Source organism: Massilia sp. (assembly GCF_046293535.1).
In the GTDB taxonomy this organism is placed as follows: Bacteria; Pseudomonadota; Gammaproteobacteria; order Burkholderiales; family Burkholderiaceae_D; genus Telluria.
This window is the reverse complement of record NZ_JBKBOV010000014.1, coordinates 78,779-100,861: the sequence shown is the minus strand read 5'-3', so window position 1 is coordinate 100,861 and position 22,083 is coordinate 78,779. Positions and strand designations below refer to the sequence as shown.

Here is a 22,083-nt window from a genome sequence, read left to right as displayed (position 1 = left end):
AGCAGCGCAATGCATATCATCGTCGTCGGCCACGGCATGGTGGGCCATAAATTCGTCGAAACCCTGGCAAGCAGCAGCGATCCGGAGTTGCGCGTGACCATCCTGGGCGAGGAACCGCGGCCCGCCTACGACCGGGTCCACCTGTCCGAATTCTTTGCGGGGAAAACCGCGCAAGAGCTCTCGCTGGTAGCGCCGGGCTTCTTCGACAACGAACAGCTGACGCTGAGGCTCGGCACCCGCGTGGCCGGCATCGACCGCGAAGCGCGCCAGGTCGTGCTGGCGGACGGGGAGCCCGTCAGCTATGACAAGCTGGTGCTGGCCACCGGCTCCACGCCCTTCGTGCCGCCGGTACCGGGAGCAAGCCGCAAGGACTGCTTCGTCTACCGCAGCATCGAGGACCTGGAAGCGATGAGCGAGTGCGGGGCCCGGTCGCGCACCGGTGTGGTGGTGGGTGGCGGCCTGCTCGGCCTGGAATGCGCCAAGGCGCTGCGCGACCTCGGCCTGCGGACCCACGTGGTCGAGTTCGCGCCGCGGCTGATGGCGGCGCAGGTCGACGATCCCGGTGCGCGCGTGCTGCGCAACAGGATCGAGGAGCTGGGCGTGCAGGTGCACACGCAGAAGAACACCCTCGCCATCGTCGACGGCGAGGAAGGCAGGCACCGCATGCAGTTCGCGGACGGCAGCCACCTGGATGCCGACATGATCGTGTTCTCGGCCGGCATCCGCCCGCGCGACGAACTGGCGCGCTCGAGCGGCCTGGCGCTCGGCCAGCGCGGCGGCATCGTCATCGACGAACGCTGCCTGACGTCCGACCCCCACATCTACGCGATCGGCGAATGCGCTTGTTGGCGCGGCCAGCTGTTCGGCCTGGTGGCGCCCGGCTACGACATGGCGCGCACGGCGGCCAGGCAGATATTGGGCCTGAAGTCCGGTTTCACGGGCGCCGACATGAGCACCAAGCTGAAACTGATGGGCGTGGACGTTGCCAGCATCGGCGACGCCCATGGCGCCACGGCCGGCAGCCGCAGCTACCAGTTCCTGGACGAGCGCAAGCAGGTCTACCGCAAGATCGTCACCTCCGAGTGCGGCAAGTTCCTGCTGGGCGCCGTGCTGGTGGGCGACGCCACGCCTTACGGCGAGCTGCTGCAGATGATGCTGAACAGGATCGCGCTGCCGGAAGCGCCCGAAGTGCTGATCCTGCCGGCGCTGGAAGGCGCGGCGCGCCCGGCCCTCGGCGTGGACGCGCTGCCCGCCGGCGCCCAGATCTGTTCCTGCAACGACGTCTCCAAGGGCGCGCTGTGCGAGGCGGTGGCCGGGGGCGCGGCAACCGTCGGCGCGCTGAAGAACTGTACGAAAGCCGGCACCGCCTGCGGCGGCTGCGTACCCCTGATGACCCAGGTGATGAATGCCGAGCTGTCGCGGCTGGGCGTGGAGGTGAAGGACCACCTGTGCGAACACTTCGCTTGCTCGCGCCAGGAGCTCTATCACATCGTGCGGGTGGAAGGCATCCGCAGCTTCGGCGACTTGATCGCGCGTCACGGCAAGGGCCTGGGCTGCGACATCTGCAAGCCCGTGGTCGCCAACATTCTGGCGTCCAGCTGGAACGACTTCGTGCTCAAGCCGGAACACGCCAGCCTGCAGGATTCGAACGACTACTTCCTCGGCAACATCCAGAAGGACGGTACCTATTCGGTGGTGCCGCGCATGCCGGGCGGCGAGGTGACGGCCGACGGACTGATCGCGGTGGGGCAGGTGGCCAAGAAGTACGGCCTGTACACCAAGATCACTGGCGGCCAGCGCGTCGACCTGTTCGGCGCGCGCGTGGAGCAGTTGCCCAGCATCTGGGAAGAGCTGATCGCGGCCGGCTTCGAATCCGGCCACGCCTACGGCAAGTCGCTGCGCACCGTGAAATCCTGCGTCGGCTCGACCTGGTGCCGCTACGGCGTCGGCGACAGCCTGGCCTTCGCCATCGCGCTCGAGAACCGTTACAAGGGCTTGCGCGCGCCGCACAAGATCAAGTTCGGCGTGTCCGGCTGCACCCGCGAGTGCGCCGAGGCCCAGGGCAAGGACGTCGGCCTGATCGCCACCGAGAAGGGCTGGAACCTCTACGTCTGCGGCAACGGCGGCATGAAGCCGCGCCATGCGGAACTGATCGCATCGGGCATCGACGACGCCACCGTCGTCAGGCTGGTCGACCGCTTCCTGATGTTCTACGTCCGTACCGCCGGCCGCCTGCAGCGCACCAGCGTGTGGCGCGAGAACCTCGAGGGCGGCCTGGACTACCTGAAGGCGGTGGTGGTCGACGACAAGCTGGGCATCGGCGCCGAACTGGAATCGCAGATGCAGCTCGTGGTCGACACCTATGCCTGCGAATGGAAGGAAGCCGTCAGCAATCCGGAGGTGCGGCGCCGCTTCCGTCATTTCGTCAACAGCGAAGCCGGCGACGGCAATGTCGTATTCGTGCCGGAGCGCGGCCAGATCCGCCCGGCCAATCCCGAGGAACGGCGCGGCCGCGTCATCCCGATCGCCGCCGGCGCGGCCTGACCATCATCCAGGAGAGAAGCATGCACCGAGCCCCGCAATTACAAAACTGGACCGCCGTTTGCGCCATCGATGAGATCGTGCCGGATACCGGCGTCTGCGCACTGCTGGGCGGCCGCCAGGTGGCCGTGTTCCGCGTCGGCAGCACCGAACCGCGCGTCTTTGCCATCGACAACTATGACCCGAACGCCCAAGCCGCCGTGCTGTCGCGCGGCCTGGTCGGCAGCATCGGCGAACGCATCGTGGTCGCCTCGCCCATCTACAAGCAGCATTTCGACCTGCATAGCGGCGAGTGCCTGGAAGCGCCCGAACACTCGGTCGCCAGCTACCCGGCCCGCCTGGAAGGAGGCAAGGTATGGATCGCACCGTGAAGCAAAGGCTGGTCGTGGTCGGCAACGGCATGGCCGGCATGCGCACCGTCGAAGAGTTGCTCAAGCTCGACGCGGGCATGTACGACATCACCGTGTTCGGCGCCGAGCCGCGCGTGAACTACAACCGCATCATGCTCTCGCCGGTGCTGGCGGGCGAGAAGAAGGCCGAGGACATCGTGCTCCATACCCGCGAATGGTATGCCGGGAACGGCATCGTGCTGCATGCGGGCGACCCGGTGGTGGCGATCGACCGTGCGCGCCGCATCGTGCGCGCCCGCTCGGGCCTGGAAGTAGCCTACGACCGGCTGCTGCTGGCCACCGGCTCCAGCCCCTTCATCGTGCCGGTGCCGGGGACGCGGTTGAAAGGCGTGGTGGGTTTTCGCGACCTGGACGACGTCGACCTGATGCTGGCAGCGGCCAAGCGCGGCGGCAGTGCGGTGGTGATCGGCGGCGGCTTGCTCGGCCTGGAAGCGGCCAACGGGCTGCTGCGCCAGGGCATGTCGGTCACGGTCGTGCACCTGACGAGCAGCCTGATGAACCAGCAGCTCGACCCGGCCGCGGCCCTGCTCTTGAAAAGCGCGCTGGAGCGGCGCGGCCTGCGCATCCTGCTCGGCGCGCAGACCCGGGCCATCCTGGGCGAGGAAAATGTGGAGGCGGTGCGCTTCGCCGACGGCCTGGAAGTGCCGGCCGACCTGGTGGTGATGGCCGCCGGCGTGCGCCCCAACGTGGCGCTGGCGGTGGAGGCAGGCCTGCACGTCGAGCGCGCCATCGTGGTCGACGACACCCTGCAGACCTACGACCCGCGCGTGTATGCGGTGGGCGAGTGCGTCCAGCACCGCAAGGCCACCTTCGGCCTGGTGGCGCCGATCTGGGACCAGGCGCGCGTCTGCGCCGCCCACCTGGCCGGGCTCGGCCACCGCCGCTACGTGCAGCAAGCCACCGCCACCATGCTGAAGGTGACCGGCATCGACCTGTACTCGGCCGGCGACATCGTCGGATTGGCAGGCAGCGAAGACCTGGTGCTGCGCGACCGCCATGCCGGCGTGTACAAGCGCCTGGTGCTGGCGGGCAGCCGCGTGACCGGCGCGGTGCTGTACGGCGACGTGGCGGACGGCCCCTGGTACTTCGACCTGATCCAGCGCGGCGCCGATGTTTCAAGCATCCGCGACCGGCTGCTGTTCGGTCCCGGCCTGTGCGAGGCTGCCTGATGGGTGTCCCGATGATCCCGATCGCGGCAGCAGTCCGCACCACCTGTCCCTACTGCGGCGTCGGCTGCGGCATCAAGGCGACTCCGATGGCGGACGGCGCCCTGATCGAGGGCGACCCCGAGCACATCGCAAACCGCGGCCGCCTGTGCGTCAAGGGCTCCGCGCTGGGCGAGACGCTCGGCCTGGACGGACGCCTGCTGGCCCCAAGCATCCGCGAGGACGGCAAGCTGCGTACGGCGGGCTGGGAGGAAGCGCTCGACAAGATCGCTTCCGCACTCGCCGCCATCATCGCCGAGCACGGCCCCGACGCGGTGGCGATGTACGTCTCCGGCCAGCTGCTGACCGAGGACTACTACGTCGCCAACAAGTTCATGAAGGGCTTCGTGGGCAGCGCCAACATCGACACCAATTCGCGCCTGTGCATGTCGTCCAGCGTGGCGGGGCACAAGCGCGCCTTCGGCGAAGACCTGGTGCCGGGCTGCTACGAGGACTTCGAACTGGCCGGCCTGATCGTGCTGGTCGGCTCCAACGCGGCCTGGTGCCACCCGACGCTGTTCCAGCGCATCGTCAAGGCGAAGGAAGCGCGGCCCGGCTTGCGCGTCGTCGCGATCGATCCGCGCCGCACCGCCACCTGCGAGCTGGCCGACCTGCACCTGCCGCTCAAGGCGGGCACCGACGTCTGGCTGTTCAATGGCCTGCTCAGCCACCTGGCGCGTGCCGGCAGGGCAGACCACGCTTTCGTGGCGGACCACACCAGCGGCCTCGATGCCGCCCTCGAAGAAGCGGGCCGCTGCGCCGACATCGACTTCGTGGCGCGCACCTGCGGCGTCGATCCTCGCCAACTGGCCGAGTTCTACGAGCTGTTTGCCGCAACCGACAAGGTCGTCACCGCCTTCTCGCAGGGCGTCAACCAGTCCTCCAGCGGCACGGACAAGGTCAACAGCATCATCAACTGCCACCTGCTCACCGGCCGGATCGGCAAACCCGGCATGGGGCCGTTCTCGCTGACCGGCCAGCCGAACGCGATGGGCGGGCGCGAAGTGGGCGGCCTGGCCAACATGCTGGCCAGCCACCTGGAGCTCGACCAGCCGGCCCACCGCGAGGCCGTGCGCCGCTTCTGGGACGCACCGAGGATTGCCGACAAGCCCGGCCTGAAGGCGGTCGACCTGTTCCGCGCCATCGAAGACGGCAAGGTGAAGGCCGTGTGGATCATGGCGACCAATCCGGTGGTCAGCTTGCCGGACGCCGACCAGGTCAAACGCGCCCTGGAAGGCTGCGATCTGGTGGTGGTCTCGGACATGAGCGCGGACACCGATACCGCCAGGCTGGGCCACGTGCTGCTGCCGGCGCTGGGGTGGGGCGAAAAGGACGGCACGGTCACCAATTCCGAGCGTTGCATCTCGCGCCAGCGCGCCTTCCTGCCCGCGCCGGGCGAGGCGAGAAGCGACTGGCAGGCGATCTGCCAGGTGGCCCGGCGCATGGGTTTCGCCGGCTTCGATTACGCCGGCGTGCACGAGATCTTCGACGAGCATGCCCGGCTCTCTAGCTGGCGCAACAGGGAAGGGGAGCTGCCGCGCACCTTTCGCATCGACGGCCTGGCAGGCATGGACCGCGCCGCGTATGACGCGCTCGCGCCGCTCCAATGGCCGGTCCTGCGCGGGGGCGCGGGCAGGGCGCGCCTGTTCGGCGACGGCCGCTTTGCCCACCCGGACGGCAGGGCGCGTTTCATTGCGACCCCGCCGCGCCGGCCGGCCAACGCGCCGGACGGCGAATTCCCGCTGGCCCTGAACACCGGCCGCCTGCGCGACCAGTGGCACACCATGACCCGCACCGGCAAGTCGCCGCGCCTGGCCGGGCATGCACCCGAACCCTTCGTGGACCTGCATCCGCACGATGCCTTGATGAGCGGCGTGCGCGAGGGCGAACTGGCGCGCGTGTCCAGCCGCTGGGGCGCGATGGTGGCGCGGGTGGCGCACAGCGGCGGCATCGCGCGCGGCGCCGCCTTCATCCCGATCCACTGGAACGGACAGACGGCCTCGGATGCGCGCGTGGGCGCCGTGGTCAATCCGGACGTCGACCCGGTCTCGGGCGAGCCGGAATTCAAGCATACGCCGGTACGGATCGAGCCTTTCGGGGTGGCCTGGCATGGCTTCATCCTCAGCCGCGAGGAGCTGGACCTGGCACGCGTCGCCAACTGGACGCGGGTGCGCGGCGCCGGCTTCGTGCGTTACGAACTGGGCGGCCGCGAGCCGGTTTCCGCAAACTGGGCGCGCGTGCTGCTGGGGGCAGGGGAGGAGGCGGACTGGATCGAGTACGAGGACCGGGCCGGGGGCATGCTGCGCTGCGCCTTGCTGGTGGAGGGCCGGCTGCAGGCCTGCCTGTTCGTGTCGCGCCGTCCCGACCTGCCGGCGCGCAGCTGGCTGGGTGGCCTGTTCGCGCAGGAAGTCTTGCCGGCGCGGGAGCGCGCCACCCTGCTGGCCGGGTGCGCGCCGCAGCAGAGCGCGGATCCCGGCCCGACCGTGTGCGCCTGCTTCGGCGTCGGCCGCAACACGATCCGCACGGCTATCCGCGAGCGGCGCCTGGTAGACGCTGCCGCCGTCACCGCCTGCCTGCGGGCGGGGGGCAACTGCGGCTCCTGCCTGCCCGAGATCCGGCAACTCCTGGCCGAGCGCTCCTAGCGCAGGGTACGCGAGAAGAAAGCCTCGGTGCGGCTGTTGGCGAGCTGGGCGTCGCCCTCGTGGTAGTGATTCCCGCCGGGGCGGGCGAAGGCGTGGTTGCGGCCCGGATAGACGTGCAGTTCGACGTTCTGCTTGCCCTCCAGGGTCGAGCGGATCTTCGCCTGCGCCTCCGCGTCGATGAACTCGTCGGCGCTGGCCAGGTGGTAGAGCAGGGGCGCGCGGATCCGGTCGGCTTCGCCAAGGTACTGGTCGGTGCCGCCGCCGTAGTAGGCGGCGAAGGCGTCGCCGTCCGTGCGGGCGGCGCTCAGGTAGGTCATCAGGCCACCCAGGCAATAGCCAGTCACGCCGACCTTGCCGTTGGCGCCTTCCAGGCCGCGCGCTTCCTTGACCAGGAGGGCGATGTCGTCCACGCCCTTGTCGCGGTCATAGGCCTTGTACAGGACGAAGGCCTTGTCCCAGTCGCCCTCGACCGATTCGTCGAGGAACACGCCAGCTTCGGTACGCCAGAACAGGTCGGGACAAACGGCGATGAAGCCCTTGGCCGCGTAGGCGTCGGCAATGCTGCGGATGCCGGCGTTCACACCGAAGATTTCCTGGATCACGATGACGACCGGGTGGGGACCCGGCGTGGCAGGGCGGGCCACGTAGCAGGCGAAGCTGCCATCCGTCGTTTGCACCTGGATTTGTCCGCTCATGGACGTCCTTTCAGAAGTGGTTGGCGCCTGCTCCATGCATGGCAGGCCGGCGGGCGGAAAGGGGCCTGCGGCGCCATCATAGCGGTATCAGGCGCATGACCACGCCGCCAAGACACCCGTACGGCTGCCGCATGGGTTGCCCCATCGCCATAATTGCCGCTACAATATTTTTTATCAACTGCACATCATTGCGCGCCACGCGCCGTGCAGTGTCAATACCTCGCCGCATCGCCACAGCCGACAGCATCGCCGTGGCGTCCATTCATCGTGGGCCGCTTCGGCCCATCGCCGGCATCGCCCGGCCAATCACAATCCAGCCAACAGGGAGCACCCTGCAGCGCGAGCAGCGCATTTCGAGGAGATCGACCTTGCATCATTTCATTTTCGCGTGGACCAGCTAATGGGAAATTCTCTGGCGCTACATACGATCGACTGGGTCGTCATCAGTCTCTACCTCAGCTTTGCCCTGATTGTCGGCCTGTGGGCCAGCAAGCTGGCAAGCGGCGGGGTGCGCAGTTATTTTCTGGCAGACCGCTCGCTGCCCTGGTGGTGGGCCGGCGCCTCGATCGCGGCCACCACCTTCGCCGCCGATACGCCGCTGGCCGTGGCCGGCATCATCGCCACCAAGGGCGTCAGCGGCAACTGGATCTGGCTGGCCTGGATGGGCGTGCACGCCGCCGTGGTCGTGCTGTTCGCGGAAAGCTGGAGCCGTAGCGGCGTCATGACCGACGCCGAACTGATCGCCCGGCGCTATTCCGGCCGGTCGGCCTCGGTGCTGCGCACCGCGCGTGCCGGCCTGTACGGCATCGTGTACAACGCCATCATCCTGGGCTGGGTACTGCGCGCCATGGTCAAGATCGCCTCGCCTTTCTTCCACTGGGATACCTGGTTCCCCGGCCTGATGCATAACATGGCGTTGGTCTGGCCCGCCAATTCGCCGATGGGCACGCCATCAGACGGCCTGACCATCATCTTGCTGCTGGGGCTGGTGGTGGTGTATTCCAGCCTCAGCGGCATCCGGGGCGTGATCGTCACCGACCTCGTGCAACTGGGGCTGGCCCTGGTGGGTAGCGTCTGGTTTGCCTGCCTGGCCTGGTCCGCCGTGGGCGGACGCGAGGGCCTGAGCGAGGGCCTGAGCCGCCTGTACGGGGCCGACCACATGTATCTCGACCTGTTCCCCGACATGCCGGGAGCGACCGCCATGGCCTTCGTCCTGTTCGGGCTGTACATCCTGGTGCAATCGTATGCCAACGTGCCGGCCGACGGCGGCGGCTACCTGATGCAGCGCCTGAACGCGACGCGTTCGCCGGCCGACGCGCGTAAAGCTTCGCTGCTGTTCCTGGTGCTGCAGTATGTGGTGCGCGTGTGGCCATGGCTGGTGGTCGGACTGGCGGCCCTGGTCCTGATTCCGATCGGGGGCGAAGGCACGGCCCTGGGCGGCGCCGGCGCAGTCGTGGCCGGCGACCGCGAACAGGCCTATCCGGTGCTGATGGGCGTCCTGCTGCATCCCGGCCTGCTCGGCCTGATGGTGGCCAGCCTGCTGGCGGCCTTCATGAGCACCATCGACACCCACATGAACTGGGGCGCCTCCTACATCGTCAACGACGTCTACCTGCGCCTGTCGCCGAATGCCCCGGTGCGCCGCCAGATCGGCGTGGCGCGCCTGGCGGTGCTCGGCTTTGCGGTCGGGGCGGTGGCGGTCAGCTTCCAGATCGAGACCATCGAACAGGCCTGGAAGTGGGTCGCCGCCCTCGGCGCCGCGCTCGGCGCACCGACCGCGCTGCGCTGGATCTGGTGGCGGGTGAATGCGGCCGGTGAGCTGGGCGCCATGGTGGCCGGGCTGGCCGCGGTGCTGGCGCTGGCCTGGTTGTCCTTGCCGTATGAAACGGAACTGCTCATTATTGCCGGCGCCAGCCTGCTGGGCCTGGCGGCCGGCATGATCTGGGGACCGCCGACCGACCCGGCCACGCTGCGCGCCTTCGCCGCCGAAGTCGCGCCGATCGGCTTCTGGCCCGGCGCCAGCCGCCGCAGCGGCGCGCGCCTGCTTGCCATCACGGCGATGCGCTGGGCCGGCGTGGTCGGCGGCACGGTCGCCTTGCTGGTCGGGGGCCACCGGATGTTGTTGCTGGGTGAACTTGCGATTGGACTGGCGTGGCTGGCCGGCGGCGTGCTGGCGCTGGGCCTGGGCGCCCGTGCGCCTGCGCCGCCGCAGCCCTGATGAGGTGAACCTGTCGTCAGCGCGTCAGCAAGGGGCGCGCAGCCGCCGGCAGCGCCGCCTGCCGGTCGAGCTTGAACAGGTCGACGGCCTGGGTGAGCTTGGTGGCCTGGTCCTGCAGCGAGGCGGCTGCGGCCGCCGCTTCCTCGACCAGGGCGGCGTTCTGCTGGGTCACCGCATCCATCTGGCTGATCGCGCTGTTGACCTGCTCGATGCCGCTCGTCTGTTCCTGACTGGCAGCCGCGATCCCGGCCATGATGTCGGTGACGCGCCGGATCGAACTCACCACCTGTTCCATCGTGGTCCCGGCCTGGTCGACCAGCCTGGAGCCGGTATCGACCTTGCTGACCGAATCGTCGATGAGGGTCTTGATTTCCTTTGCGGCCGCAGCCGAACGCTGGGCCAGGGTGCGCACTTCGGAGGCGACGACCGCGAAGCCACGCCCCTGTTCGCCGGCACGCGCCGCTTCCACCGCCGCATTCAGGGCCAGTATATTGGTCTGGAAGGCGATGCTGTCGATGACGCCGATGATGTCGACGATCTTCTTGGACGAGGCGTTGATCGAGCCCATGGTCTGCACCACTTGCGCCACCACCTCGCCGCCCTGCGCAGCCACGTTCGAGGCCGTGATCGACAGCTGATTGGCCTGATGCGCATAGTCGGCGTTCTGACGCACTGTGTCGGTGAAGTGGGCCATCGACGCCGCGGTTTCTTCCAGCGAGGCGGCCTGCTGTTCGGTGCGCGAGGACAGGTCGAGGTTGCCGTCGGCGATCTCCCCGGCTGCGCCGTGAATGGATGCGGTGCCGCCGCGTACCTCGCCGACGATGCGCGTGAGGCTGTCGTTCATGTGGCGCAAGGCGCGCAGCAGGGCGCCGGTCTCGTCCTTGGTACGTGCTTCGAATTGGTGGGTCAGGTCGCCGCTGGCGACGGTCTCGGCCACGATGACGGCCTCGCGGATCGGGGCGACGATGCTGCGCGTGAGTAGCCACGCCATGACGAAACCGGCAGCCACGATGACGGCGGTGAACACGGCGACCGAGCTCCTGGTCTGCGCCTGGCTAGCCTGGATCGCCGCGCCGTGGGCATCGATGTTCCGGTGCTGCATGGCGACCAGCTGGTCGAGCAGATCCTGGTAAGTCCTGGCGGCCGGCAGGTAGCGCTCGTTGATCAGTTGCATGGCCGCTTCATGCTGGCCCTCGGCCCTGGCCTGTTCCGCTGCAGTCGTCACATCCTTGTACACCTTGCGCTGGTCGACGATCTTTTGATACAGCGCCTTTTCTTCAGGTGTATCCAGCAAGGGCTTGATCATATTGATGAGTTCGGTCGACCTGCCGCTGGTGGTCGCCGCATCGTCCTTGAAAAAGGTTTTGAGGCTGTCGTCGCTGCTCCTGATGATGGCGGTCGTGCGGCGGATCGCCCCGAACACCTGCTTATTCCACTCGGTGATCATGCGCTCTTTCTTCAGGGGCAAGGACATGGCCTCCGTCGACGCCGCCACGGTGCCGAGGCGCCAGAGACTGAAGGCAGCGCTAGTCGTTGCCATTGCCAGGATCAGGGCAAAGCCGATGGCAAGGCGCTTGCCGATACTGATATTCATGAACCACGACACATCTACCTCCGGTTTCGGAATGAAAAAAACCATCCATTCTATCTTCCAGGGACAAAATTGTTCCTTTGTGGAAAGTACGTAGGCGTCGTGGGAGGGTCGCGCAGAGAGGAGAAAGTCGATGGCTGTCGCGTGGCCTGTACGCTTGCCACCGACGTTAAAAAAGCCAGATCAGCTGGCGCTGGATCTGGCTTTTTCGAATTCGGTGGTCGGGGTGAGAGGATTCGAACCTCCGGCCTCTACGTCCCGAACGTAGCGCTCTACCGGGCTAAGCTACACCCCGACTGTTTGAGACTTCGTTACCGAAATCTCGGGAAGGCATTACTATATTCGGCTCAATGGTTCCTGTCAACAGCGAAACTGCAGAGCTGCTGCAGGCTCGCCTTGTAGACGCTTTCCGGCAGGCCGGAGATGGCCTCGGCCGCGCGGCGCGCAGCCTGTTCCGCCTGCTGGCGGGTGTAGTCCAGTGCGCCGCTCGAGGTCACCGCCGCCAGCACCGCTTCGAACTGTTCTTCGTCGCCATGCTCGATGCAGCTGCGCACCAGCTGGCGCTGTTCCGGCGTACCGTTTTCCATCAGCCAGATCAGCGGCAGGGTGGGCTTGCCTTCGCGCAGGTCGTCGCCCAGGTTCTTGCCGATCTCGGCGGCGTCGCCGGCGTAGTCCAGCACGTCGTCGATCAGCTGGAACGCCGTGCCCAGCGAGCGGCCGTATTCGCCGGCCTCGGCGATCTGCCCGTCATCGGCGCCGCCCACCAGGGCGCCCAGCTCGGCGGCCGCCTCGAACAGCTTGGCGGTCTTGGAGCGGATCACCTTCAGGTAGCTTTCATGCGTCACGTCCGGATCGTGCATGTTCAGCAGTTGCAGCACTTCGCCTTCGGCGATCACGGTGGTGGCGCGCGACAGGATGCTCATCACGCGCATGTTGTCGAGGCTGGTCATCATCTCGAAGGAGCGCGAGTACAGGTAGTCGCCCACCAGCACCGAGGCGGCGTTGCCGAACAGGGCGTTGGCCGTCTGGCGCCCACGGCGCATCGAGGATTCGTCGACCACGTCGTCGTGCAGCAGGGTCGCGGTGTGGATGAACTCGACCACCGCCGCCAGCTCGTGGTGGGCCGTGCCTTTGTAGCCGTAGGCATTGGCCAGCAGCAGTACCAGTACCGGCCGGATTCGCTTGCCGCCCGCGCTGATGATGTACTCGGCGATCTGGTTCACCAGACTCACTTCCGATTGCAGTCGCTGTCGGATCACCGCGTTCACGGCCTCCATGTCGGTGGCGATCGATTGGGCGATGGTGTTCTGGGCGTGTTGGGTAGCAGCTGACAAGGCGAACCTGCAATAAACGGTGAGTATTTGGTTAAGTGCCGAGATTATACGTCATGCAAGGGGAGGGCGTCCCACGGATGGCTTATCGCTCGCACGGACGATCGAAGGCCGGTCAGGGGCGCGTTGGCAATGTGCTACGTCCACAACACGATCTCTTCCGAATCGTCAAGGCCTTTTGACGCGCTGCAGCGAGTTATGTATAATCCCCTGTTCCCCGGCTTCCGAACAGTCCAGCGTCTCGACGCCGGTGGGAATCTTTTAAACATTTGATGAGGTTTCAATCATGTACGCGGTCATAAAAACCGGTGGCAAGCAATATAAAGTTGTCGCTGGCGAAAAACTCAAAGTAGAACAGATACCTGCTGACATTGGTTCCGAACTCACCATCGATCAAGTTCTCGCGCTCGGCGCGGGCGACAGCATCAAGTTTGGTGCTCCGCTGGTCGAAGGTGCCTCGGTCCTGGTGAAAGTTGTTTCCCACGGTCGCCACGACAAGGTCCGCATTTTCAAGATGCGCCGTCGTAAGCACTACCAGAAGCGTCAGGGCCATCGCCAGAACTTCACCGAAATCCAGGTGGTGTCGATCAACGGCTAATCCCGTCTGATCCACCAGGTTCATTCATCAAGGAGCAAATAAATGGCACACAAAAAAGGTGGCGGTACTACCCGCAACGGCCGTGACTCAGAAAGCAAACGCCTCGGCGTGAAAGTCTACGGCGGCCAGGCGATCAACGCCGGCGGCATCATCATCCGTCAACGCGGCACTCCGGTGCGCGCTGGCACCAACGTCGGCACCGGCAAGGATCACACCCTGTTCGCGCTGGTCGACGGTACCGTCAAGTTCGTCAAGCAAGGCGTGGGCTCGAAGCAGTTCGTGACCGTCGTTGCCAACGAAGCAGTCGCTGCTTAATCAAGCAACTGAGTAGTTACTCGCGCCGCTCGACGCGGCGCTTCTTTGCAAGGCGCAAGCCTTCCATCGAAAGGCTCTGCCCACGGTAGGGCCTTTTTAGTTTTTATCGGTCATCATCATGAAGTTTATCGACGAAGCAAGAATTGAAGTCATCGCCGGCGACGGCGGCAACGGGTGCGCCTCGTTCCGCCGCGAGAAGTTCCGCCCATTCGGCGGCCCGGACGGCGGCGACGGCGGCAAGGGCGGCTCGATCTACGTGGTGGCCGACCGTAACATCAACACCCTGGTGGACTTCCGTTACTCCAAGACCCACCACGCCCGCAACGGCGAGCCGGGCCGCGGCTCGGACTGCTACGGCAAGGGCGCCGAGGACGTCACCCTGCGCATGCCGGTCGGTACCCTGATCGTGGACGACGTCAACGGCGAGATCATCGCCGACCTGACCGAGCACGGCCAGACCGAACTGCTGGCCAAGGGCGGCGAGGGCGGCTGGGGCAACATCCACTTCAAGACCTCGACCAACCGCGCGCCGCGCCAGAAGACCGAAGGCAAGGCCGGCGAGCGCCGCACCCTGCGCCTGGAACTGAAGGTGCTGGCCGACGTGGGCCTCCTGGGCATGCCGAACGCCGGCAAGTCGACCTTCATTACCGCCGTGTCGAACGCCAAGCCGAAGATCGCCGACTACCCGTTCACCACCCTGCACCCGAACCTGGGCGTGGTGCGCGTGTCGCACGAGAAGAGCTTCGTGATCGCCGACATCCCGGGACTGATCGAAGGCGCCGCCGAAGGCGCGGGCCTGGGCCACCAGTTCCTGCGCCACCTGGCGCGCACCGGCCTGCTGCTGCACATCGTCGACCTGTCGGGCTTCGACGACAAAGTCGATCCGGTCAAGGAAGCCAAGGCCCTGGTCAAGGAACTGGAAAAGTACGACGAAGAGCTGCTGAACAAGCCGCGCTGGCTGGTGCTGAACAAGCTGGACGTGGTCGACGAAGCCGAGCGCAAGAAGCGCGTCAAGGACTTCGTCAAGCGCATGGCCTGGAAAGGGCCTGTGTTCGAGATCTCGGCATTGAACCGCGAAGGCTGCCAGGACCTGGTCAATGCGATCTACCTGCACCTGGAAGAGAAGCGCACCAGCGAGCAACGCGCCGAGGAAACCACCATGACCGAGGAAGCGCGCGGCATCAATTCGATCGACCCGGACGATCCGCGCTTCAAGATTCTCGAGGATTAAGAGACGCTAAGTTGGCCGCGTCGTCCGTCACCCGCAGCTGGCTGCGCAGCCAACTGCTGCAGCTCGTCGCCACCGCCAGTTCGCTGGCGGCGCTGGCGGCCATGCTCGATCCCGACCGCATCGCGTCGGCGATGGGCATCTTTCTCGTCGGCGTGAACGGCTACAGCCAGTTCTACGCCATCTACGTGGGCATGCGCCTCGCTACCGCGATGCTGGCGCTGCTGGCATCGAGACAGGGCGACCAGCCCCTCCTCGTCGACCTCACCGCATTGTTCCTCCTGGCCCAGCCGGCCGGGCGCCTCGTCGCCGCTTTCGCGATCGGGCTGCCGAAGGGGGTATTATTAGCAGTCTGCGCGGTCGAGTTGTTGGCAGGACTTTCCCTGCTGGCCTTACGGCCGCGAGGAAAATTCCTGTCACCATGACCTCAGCTCACCACTCAGCGCTCCAGCAAGCCTCCCGCATCATCGTCAAGGTCGGTTCCTCGCTCGTCACGGACGAGGGCAGGGGCCTCGACCACGCCGCCATCGCCCGCTGGGCGGCCCAGATCGCCGCGCTGCGCGGCCTCGGCAAGGAAGTCGTGCTCGTGTCCTCGGGCGCGATCGCCGAAGGCATGCTGCGCCTCGGCTTTGCCGCCCGCCCGACCGACATCCACGAACTGCAGGCCTGCGCCGCCGTGGGCCAGATGGGCCTGGCGCAGATCTACGAAACCAGCTTTCGCACGCACGGCGTCCAGACCGCCCAGGTGCTGCTGACCCACGCCGACCTGGCCGACCGCGAACGCTACCTGAACGCGCGCTCGACCCTCACCACCCTGCTGCGCCTGGGCGTGGTCCCGATCATCAACGAGAACGATACGGTCGTCACCGACGAAATCAAGTTCGGCGACAACGACACCCTGGGCGCGCTGGTGGCCAACCTGATCGAGGCCGACGCGCTGGTGATCCTGACCGACCAGCGCGGGCTGTTCTCGGCCGATCCGCGCAAGGACCCGGGCGCGCGCCTGATCGGGGAAGCGCAGGCGGGCGATCCGCAACTGGAAGCGATGGCCGGCGGGGCCGGTTCGAGCATCGGGCGCGGCGGCATGCTGACCAAGGTGCTGGCCGCCAGGCGCGCGGCGCGCTCGGGCGCCCACACCATCATCGCCTGGGGCCGTGAAGAAGACGTGCTGCTGCGCCTGGCGGGCGGCGAGATGATCGGCACCCAGCTCACCGCGCCGACCGGCCGCCTGACCGCGCGCCGCCAGTGGATGATCGACCACCTGCACACCACCGGGGAAGTCGTGATCGACGCCGGCGCCGTGCAGAAGCTGACCCGCGAGGGCAAGTCGCTGCTGCCGATCGGCGTGGTCGCGGTGCGCGGCGAGTTCGGGCGCGGCCAGGTGATCACCTGCATCGACGAAGCGGGCAAGCCGCTGGCGCGCGGACTGACCAACTACACCAGCAGCGAAGTGCGGCGCATCATGCGCCATTCGTCGGCCGAGATCGAGCGCATCCTGGGATATGTCGAAGGGCCGGAGCTGGTCCACCGGGATAACCTGGTACTGCTGTGATCCCTTGCGCGTTATCCTTGCGTACGTTGCTGTGAAGATACATTTTTGCGGCTGAGTTCATCATCATTTTGCACAAGTTTTGCTCGTAGGATACAAAAAACGTAGACTGTTATGCGGCGCGCATCAAGCGCGCCTTTTCTTGGCGTCTACCGAAAGCAACTCATGAAACTCAGCCGCAAACTTCCTCTCGGCTTCGCCGCCGTCACCCTGGTGGTCGCCTGCGCCGGATTCTTCGGCATGGGTCGGATGAACCAGGCTATGGATACCTATAACGCTGCGGTAGTTCAATCAACGCAGGCCCAGCGGATGGAAGGCCTGCTGTCGCACTTCCGCCTGCAGACCCAGGAGTGGAAGAACACCCTGTTGCGCGGCAAGGACGACGAGCAGCGCAGCAAGTACTGGGACGCGTTCCAGAAGAGCGAGGCCGAGGTCGCCAAGGAGGCAAAGGATTTGGTGGCCGTGTTGTCGGCTGGTGAGGTGCGCGAGCTGCTGGGCCAGTTCGCCCAAGCCCATGCCAGGATGGGTGAGGGCTATCGCCGCGGCTTTGCCGACTTCACCGCAGCCGGCTTCGATGCGGCTGCCGGCGACCAGGCCGTGAAGGGCATGGACCGTGCGCCGGCCGAGCTCCTGGTCAAGGCGCACGAGGCCATGAGCAAACAAACGGTTGCAACCGTCGTGGAGGCCGAAGCGGTCGGCAAGCGCGCCACCGTGCTCAGCTATTCCTTGATGCTGCTGGGCGCGATTGCGGCGGTCGCAGCCGGCGTCTTCGTTTCGCGTTCGATCACCCGCCCGCTGGGCGAAGCCGTCGAGGCGGCGCAGAGCGTCGCGTCCGGCGACTTGCGCACGACTATCGAGGTGCGCAGCAGCGACGAAACGGGCCAGCTGCTGCAGGCCCTGAAGGACATGACCGGGAGCCTGCAGACTATCGTGGCGCAGGTGCGCAGCGGCGCCGAGACCATTGCCGTGGCCTCAAGCGAGATCGCACGGGGCAACGTCGACCTGTCGAACCGTACCGAGCAGCAGGCGGGCGCGATCGAAGAAACCGCTTCGTCGATGGAAGAGATCACCTCGACCGTGCAGCAGAACGCGGACAACGCGCGCCAGGCGAACCAGCTGGCCATCTCGGCTTGCGATGTTGCGACCAAGGGCGGCCACATGGTCGAGCAGGTGGTGAGCACTATGGCGTCGATCAGCGATTCCTCGCGCAAGATCGTGGACATCATCAGCGTTATCGACGGCATTGCCTTCCAGACCAACATTCTGGCCTTGAACGCCGCGGTGGAAGCGGCGAGGGCGGGCGAGCAGGGTCGCGGCTTCGCGGTGGTCGCCGGAGAGGTGCGCAACCTGGCGCAGCGCTCGGCCACGGCTGCAAAGGAGATCAAGGAACTGATCAACAATTCGGTGCAGCGCGTCGACGCGGGCAACCGCCTGGTGAGCGAAGCCGGCGCCACCATGGGCGAGATCGTCACCAGCGTGCGCCGCGTGATGGACATCATCGGCGAGATCAGCCAGGCCAGCGCGGAGCAGGGTGCCGGCATCGCGCAGGTGAACATGGCGGTCGGCGAAATGGACGCCGTGACCCAGCAGAACGCCGCGCTGGTGGAGGAAGCCGCGGCGGCGGCGCAGTCGCTGCGCGACCAGACGCAAGCGCTGAACGAGGTGGTCGCGGTCTTCAAGCTCGAGGATGCGCGGAAGGCGCGCAAGCCGCTGCCGGGCCATTCTCCTGCACGGCTGAGCGCATGAAAGTAAGATGACGAACGCGCCAGGCCTGGCGCGTATTTTCATTGACCCACAGAGCCCATGAACCCGACTTCCCCCCTCGCTGTCGTCCAGGCGCAGCTCGACGCCTACAACGCCAAGGACCTCGACGCCCTGATGGCCACCTATGCGCCGGATGCGCAGCAGTTCGCGCTGCATGGTGCCTTGCTGGCCCAGGGCCATGAACAGATCCGCCCTCGCTACCAGGAGCGCTTCGCCGAACCCGACCTGCATGCGCGCCTCTTGAACCGCTCGGTCCTCGGCAACTTCGTCACCGACCTCGAGATCGTGACCCGCAACTTCCCGGAAGGCCGCGGCACGGTCGAGATGCTGTGCGTGTATGAAGTGGTCGGCGGGCGCATCGTGCGCGCCTCGTTCGCGACCGGGGAAACGCGGCTCGGCTAGCCGAGTTCGGCGGCCTGGCTGGCCAGGTCGGCCGCCGGATCCATCACCCCGGCGGGCGCCGGCGTCTTGTCCTTGAACTCGCACAGGTCGTTGATCAGGCAGTTCCAGCACCTGGGCTTGCGCGCCACGCAGGTGTAGCGGCCGTGCAGGATCAGCCAGTGGTGGGCATCAATGAGAAAGTCTTTCGGCACGAACTTGAGCAGCTTCTGCTCGACGATGTCGACGTTCTTGCCCGGTGCGATTTTCGTCCGGTTCGACACCCGGAAGATGTGGGTGTCGACCGCCATGGTCGGCTCGCCGAAGGCGGTGTTGAGCACCACGTTGGCGGTCTTGCGGCCCACGCCCGGCAGGGCTTCCAGCGCCTCGCGCGAGCGCGGTACCTCGCCGCCATGCTGCTCCACCAGGATGCGGCAGGTCGCCATGACGTTGGCCGCCTTGGTGTTGTACAGGCCGATGGTCGAAATATATGACTTGAGTTCGTCCAGGCCGAGGTCGAGGATGGCTTGCGGGGTGTTGGCCACCGGGTAGAGGCGGCGCGTGGCCTTGTTCACGCCGACGTCGGTCGACTGCGCCGACAGCAGCACCGCGATCAGGAGCTCGAAAGGCGTGCTGAATTCCAGCTCGGTGGTCGGCTTCGGGTTGGCGGCGCGAAAGCGCGTGAATATTTCTAAACGTTTGGCGGGATTCATCGGTTTTGCTTAGGTGTTGTCCGGTGCGCCGTCGGGCGAACTCGCGGCCGCCTTCTGGCGCGCGCGTTCCATCGCCGCCGCGATGATGGCGCGCTTGCGTTCCTTTTCCGCCAGTTCTTCCGGCGTGTTGCTCACCTCCGCCGTCACCGCGCGCATCTTTTCCAGGGCCTTGGCGGCCAGGCGCGCGTCGTTCTCTTCCTTCTCGCGGCGCAGGCGTTCGCTGCGGAAGTCGTGGCGCGCGCGGGCGGCGTCGGCGGCTTCCTGCGACCAGGCGGCCCAGCCGGTGAGCTCGCCCGTCACCGGGACCATCGAGATGCAGTCGACCGGGCAGGGCGCCACGCACAGGTCGCAGCCGGTGCACAGGCTCGGCAGGATGGTATGCATCTGCTTGGCCGCGCCCAGGATGGCGTCCACCGGGCAGGCCTGGATGCACAGGGTGCAGCCGATGCAGAGCGACTCGTCGATGAAGGCGACCGGGCGCGGGCGCTCGACGCCGTTGGCCGGATTGATCGGAATCACCGGGCGGCCGGTGACGCTCGACAAGCGCTGCACGCCCTCGATGCCGCCGGGCGGGCACTGGTTGATCTCGGCTTCGCCGCGCGCGATCGCTTCCGCATACGGACGGCACGCGGGATAGCCGCACTTGGTGCATTGCGTCTGCGGCAACGCGTCTTCGATCAGGTCGGCGAGGGTCTTGGTCACGGCGCGAAGGTGGGCGGTCAAAGCCGACATTATCCGCCAAAACGGCGGGCGATGCGAAGTCGGCACGGGGTTCTCCGTGCTGGAGCGAACAGACTGCCGGGTTCGCGCGTGATGTACTGGAGCCTCGACGCTGAAGAGGAGCTCACATGAACAAACTCATCGTACCGGCGCTCGTCGCCGCGGTGCTGGCCGGTGGCGCCGCGGCCCAGGCGCACCAGCGCGGCGAACAGGAAGCGCGCGCGCAAGCCAAGCAGGCCGTCAAGTCCGGGCCCTGGCGCAGCGTGGAGGCCAGCGGCCAGCTCAAGCGCGGCGAGCAGCTGCCGCCGCGCTACCGGACGCATCATTTCGTGGTGGAGAACTGGCGGGCGCACCGCCTCACCGAACCGCCGCCGGGACACCAGTGGGTGCAGGCGGGGAACGACTATGCGTTGGTGGCGATCGCCACCGGGGTGGTGCAGGAGGTGCTGGTAGGTCGGTGAAAGGATGCGCCGTGCCATGCGAATGCATTGGATCCCGGCCTGCGCCGGGATGACGTGCGAAGGGTGGTGGTCGATGGGTTACGTTATTTTACCTTTTGCTTTAGAACCGTCGTCCCGGCGAAGGCCGGGACCCAAGTTTCAAAGATCAGCCGCCACCTCAAACAAACATGCCGGAGCAAGCTCCGGCATGTTCACATCAGGCGTGCGCCCGAATGAACTCCGTGATCTTCGGGCAGATGATCTCGCGCCAGCGGCGGCCCGAGAAGATGCCGTAGTGGCCGCACTTGGGCGCCACGAACTCCTGGTGCATGTCCTTCGGGATGCCGCTGCACAGGTCGTGCGCGGCGCGGGTCTGGCCCAGGCCGGAGATGTCGTCCAGCTCGCCCTCGACCGTGAACAGGGCCACCGTCTTGATGTCCTGCGGGCGCACCAGTTGGCCGCCGACTTCCCAGGTGCCCTTCGGCAGGCGGTGCTCCTGGAACACGGTCTTGATGGTCTCGAGGTAGTACTCGGCCGGCATGTCGAGCACGGCGTTGTATTCGTCGTAGAACTGGCGGTGCGCCTCGGCCGAGTCGTCGTCGCCGCGTACCAGGTGCTGGTAGAACTCGCGGTGGCTCTGGGCGTGGCGGCCCGGGTTCATCGCGATGAAGCCGGCGTGCTGCAGGAAGCCCGGGTAGACCTTGCGCCCGAAACCGGGGTAGTTGCCCGGCACCGAATAGATCACGGTGTTCTCGAACCACGAGAAGGGCTTTTCGACCGCCAGGTCGTTCACCGCGGTGGGCGACTTGCGCGGATCGATCGGACCGCCCATCATGGTCATGGTCTTGGGCAGCTTCGGGTCTTGATTGGTGGCCATCAGCGAGATCGCGGCCAGCACCGGCACGGTCGGCTGGCATACCGAGATCACGTGCACGTCCGGGCCAAGATGGCGGATGAAGTCCTGTACGTAATAGATGTAGTCGTCGAGGTGGAACGGCCCTTCCGAGAGCGGCACCATGCGGGCGTCGATCCAGTCGGTGATGTAGACGTCGTGTTCGACCAGCAGGGCGCGTACGGTGTCGCGCAGCAGGGTGGCGTGGTGGCCCGACAGGGGCGCCACGACCAGCACGCTCGGCTGCTTCAGCGCGGCGAAGTCCTTGTCGCTCAGGTCCTTCTTGAAATGGATGAGATTGCAGAACGGCTTCTCGACGACGGTGCGTTCCATGATGCCGACGTCGGCGTCGGTGCCGTTGACACCGAGGCGCACGGTCTTGATGCCGAATGCCGGCTTTTCGTAATCCTTGCCAAGGCGGTACATCAGCTCGTAGCCGGCAGCGATACGCTGCGAGAACGGGGTGTGCGCGAACGGCGAGACGGGGTTCGAGAACAGTTTCGAGGACGCATCTGCCCACTGCATCAGCGGGGTCAGGAAGGAGCGTTGCATCTCGTGCAGTTGGTAAAGCATAAATATTTCCTTCGGGTGGACTAGGCGTCGCAATCGTTTGCGCATGCTCTCAGTCAATTATAGGGGATAGTGATTTACTTGTGGAAACAGTCGTTTTCACATCCCTTGTGCATAGTTCAGTTGTAGCATATTTGCGTAAAACTACTCCGTGAAGCCGCCCACATAAGCAGGTAGGCCTTGTCCGACAAGGTCCTTCCGTTGTTTGCCACACACTGAACGCAGACTCGAGCGGCAATGAAAAATGCCGCCGGGCTTGCGCCGGGCGGCATTTTTTACCAGA

General features: G+C 66.2%; 19 protein-coding genes and 1 tRNA gene. 13 read left to right on the top strand and 7 right to left on the bottom strand.

Annotated elements, in window-relative coordinates; genetic code table 11:
• Window positions 1-9 precede the first annotated feature (9 nt).
• From nirB to ACK4S9_RS10330, 4 genes are read left to right on the top strand one after another with little or no spacing between them, the layout of a single operon-like run.
• Window positions 10-2,544 carry a nitrite reductase large subunit NirB gene (nirB, locus tag ACK4S9_RS10345; protein WP_409725081.1) on the top strand — a complete coding sequence of 845 codons (2,535 nt, stop codon included), beginning with the start codon at window positions 10-12 and terminating at the stop codon, window positions 2,542-2,544.
• Between the two features lie 20 nt (window positions 2,545-2,564).
• Window positions 2,565-2,912, top strand: coding sequence for a nitrite reductase small subunit NirD (nirD, locus tag ACK4S9_RS10340; protein WP_409725079.1), 348 nt, complete (start codon window positions 2,565-2,567; stop codon window positions 2,910-2,912).
• On the top strand, window positions 2,897-4,120 hold the full coding sequence (locus tag ACK4S9_RS10335) for an NAD(P)/FAD-dependent oxidoreductase (RefSeq protein ID WP_409725076.1): 1,224 nt from the start codon (window positions 2,897-2,899) through the stop codon (window positions 4,118-4,120). Before nirD ends, ACK4S9_RS10335 begins: the two co-directional genes overlap by 16 nt.
• The gene (locus ACK4S9_RS10330) at window positions 4,120-6,798 is read left to right on the top strand and encodes a molybdopterin-dependent oxidoreductase (RefSeq protein ID WP_409725073.1); all 2,679 of its coding nucleotides are present in this window, start codon (window positions 4,120-4,122) and stop codon (window positions 6,796-6,798) included. Before ACK4S9_RS10335 ends, ACK4S9_RS10330 begins: the two co-directional genes overlap by 1 nt.
• Here the strand turns inward: ACK4S9_RS10330 and ACK4S9_RS10325 are convergent.
• Window positions 6,795-7,493 (bottom strand): dienelactone hydrolase family protein, encoded by a 699-nt coding sequence (locus ACK4S9_RS10325; RefSeq protein WP_409725071.1) that lies wholly within the window; start codon window positions 7,491-7,493, stop codon window positions 6,795-6,797. The genes ACK4S9_RS10330 and ACK4S9_RS10325 overlap by 4 nt on opposite strands.
• A gap of 400 nt (window positions 7,494-7,893) precedes the next feature.
• Here ACK4S9_RS10325 and ACK4S9_RS10320 point away from each other — a divergent pair, with 400 nt between their 5' ends.
• On the top strand, window positions 7,894-9,711 hold the full coding sequence (locus tag ACK4S9_RS10320; RefSeq protein ID WP_409725068.1) for a sodium:solute symporter family protein: 1,818 nt from the start codon (window positions 7,894-7,896) through the stop codon (window positions 9,709-9,711).
• A gap of 16 nt (window positions 9,712-9,727) precedes the next feature.
• Here ACK4S9_RS10320 and ACK4S9_RS10315 read toward each other — a convergent pair whose 3' ends face one another.
• The 3 genes from ACK4S9_RS10315 to ispB all read right to left on the bottom strand — a co-directional run bounded on the left by ACK4S9_RS10315 (window position 9,728) and on the right by ispB (window position 12,636).
• The gene (locus ACK4S9_RS10315; RefSeq protein WP_409725066.1) at window positions 9,728-11,305 is read right to left on the bottom strand and encodes a methyl-accepting chemotaxis protein; all 1,578 of its coding nucleotides are present in this window, start codon (window positions 11,303-11,305) and stop codon (window positions 9,728-9,730) included.
• Between the two features lie 215 nt (window positions 11,306-11,520).
• A tRNA-Pro gene (locus tag ACK4S9_RS10310) sits at window positions 11,521-11,597 on the bottom strand.
• A 52-nt stretch (window positions 11,598-11,649) separates the two neighbouring features.
• Window positions 11,650-12,636, bottom strand: coding sequence for an octaprenyl diphosphate synthase (gene ispB / locus ACK4S9_RS10305; RefSeq protein WP_409725063.1), 987 nt, complete (start codon window positions 12,634-12,636; stop codon window positions 11,650-11,652).
• A 283-nt stretch (window positions 12,637-12,919) separates the two neighbouring features.
• Here ispB and rplU point away from each other — a divergent pair, with 283 nt between their 5' ends.
• The 7 genes from rplU (at window position 12,920) to ACK4S9_RS10270 (ending at window position 18,489) form a co-directional block, all read left to right on the top strand.
• A complete protein-coding gene (gene rplU, locus ACK4S9_RS10300) occupies window positions 12,920-13,231 on the top strand; it encodes a 50S ribosomal protein L21 (protein ID WP_027865917.1) in 312 nt (103 codons plus the stop codon).
• Window positions 13,232-13,273: 42 nt separating this feature from the next.
• Window positions 13,274-13,546 carry a 50S ribosomal protein L27 gene (rpmA, locus tag ACK4S9_RS10295; RefSeq protein ID WP_027865916.1) on the top strand — a complete coding sequence of 91 codons (273 nt, stop codon included), beginning with the start codon at window positions 13,274-13,276 and terminating at the stop codon, window positions 13,544-13,546.
• 118 nt (window positions 13,547-13,664) lie between these two features.
• A complete protein-coding gene (gene obgE / locus ACK4S9_RS10290) occupies window positions 13,665-14,777 on the top strand; it encodes a GTPase ObgE (RefSeq protein WP_409725059.1) in 1,113 nt (370 codons plus the stop codon).
• 11 nt (window positions 14,778-14,788) lie between these two features.
• Window positions 14,789-15,199 carry a hypothetical protein gene (locus ACK4S9_RS10285; RefSeq protein ID WP_285375274.1) on the top strand — a complete coding sequence of 137 codons (411 nt, stop codon included), beginning with the start codon at window positions 14,789-14,791 and terminating at the stop codon, window positions 15,197-15,199.
• Window positions 15,196-16,326: a glutamate 5-kinase gene (proB, locus tag ACK4S9_RS10280; protein ID WP_409725055.1), complete on the top strand. Its 1,131-nt coding sequence runs from the start codon at window positions 15,196-15,198 to the stop codon at window positions 16,324-16,326. The genes ACK4S9_RS10285 and proB overlap by 4 nt, the downstream gene beginning before the upstream one ends.
• A 162-nt stretch (window positions 16,327-16,488) precedes the next feature.
• Complete coding sequence (locus ACK4S9_RS10275) at window positions 16,489-18,069, top strand: methyl-accepting chemotaxis protein (RefSeq protein WP_409725052.1); 1,581 nt, start codon at window positions 16,489-16,491, stop codon at window positions 18,067-18,069.
• A 57-nt stretch (window positions 18,070-18,126) separates the two neighbouring features.
• A complete protein-coding gene (locus ACK4S9_RS10270; RefSeq protein WP_409725050.1) occupies window positions 18,127-18,489 on the top strand; it encodes a nuclear transport factor 2 family protein in 363 nt (120 codons plus the stop codon).
• Here ACK4S9_RS10270 and nth read toward each other — a convergent pair.
• Together nth and rsxB are read right to left on the bottom strand one after the other, a co-directional pair.
• Window positions 18,486-19,178, bottom strand: a complete 693-nt coding sequence (nth, locus tag ACK4S9_RS10265) for an endonuclease III (protein WP_409725048.1) — start codon at window positions 19,176-19,178, stop codon at window positions 18,486-18,488. The two genes, ACK4S9_RS10270 and nth, sit on opposite strands and share 4 nt — an antisense overlap.
• Window positions 19,179-19,187: 9 nt before the next feature.
• Window positions 19,188-19,901: an electron transport complex subunit RsxB gene (gene rsxB, locus ACK4S9_RS10260; protein WP_409725045.1), complete on the bottom strand. Its 714-nt coding sequence runs from the start codon at window positions 19,899-19,901 to the stop codon at window positions 19,188-19,190.
• A 125-nt stretch (window positions 19,902-20,026) separates the two neighbouring features.
• Here rsxB and ACK4S9_RS10255 point away from each other — a divergent pair, with 125 nt between their 5' ends.
• Window positions 20,027-20,359 carry an RcnB family protein gene (locus ACK4S9_RS10255; RefSeq protein ID WP_409725043.1) on the top strand — a complete coding sequence of 111 codons (333 nt, stop codon included), beginning with the start codon at window positions 20,027-20,029 and terminating at the stop codon, window positions 20,357-20,359.
• Between the two features lie 196 nt (window positions 20,360-20,555).
• Here the strand turns inward: ACK4S9_RS10255 and ACK4S9_RS10250 are convergent, their stop codons facing one another.
• Entirely contained in the window at window positions 20,556-21,803 is a 1,248-nt protein-coding gene (locus ACK4S9_RS10250) for a polyhydroxyalkanoate depolymerase (RefSeq protein WP_409725040.1), read from the bottom strand.
• Window positions 21,804-22,083 lie beyond the last annotated feature (280 nt).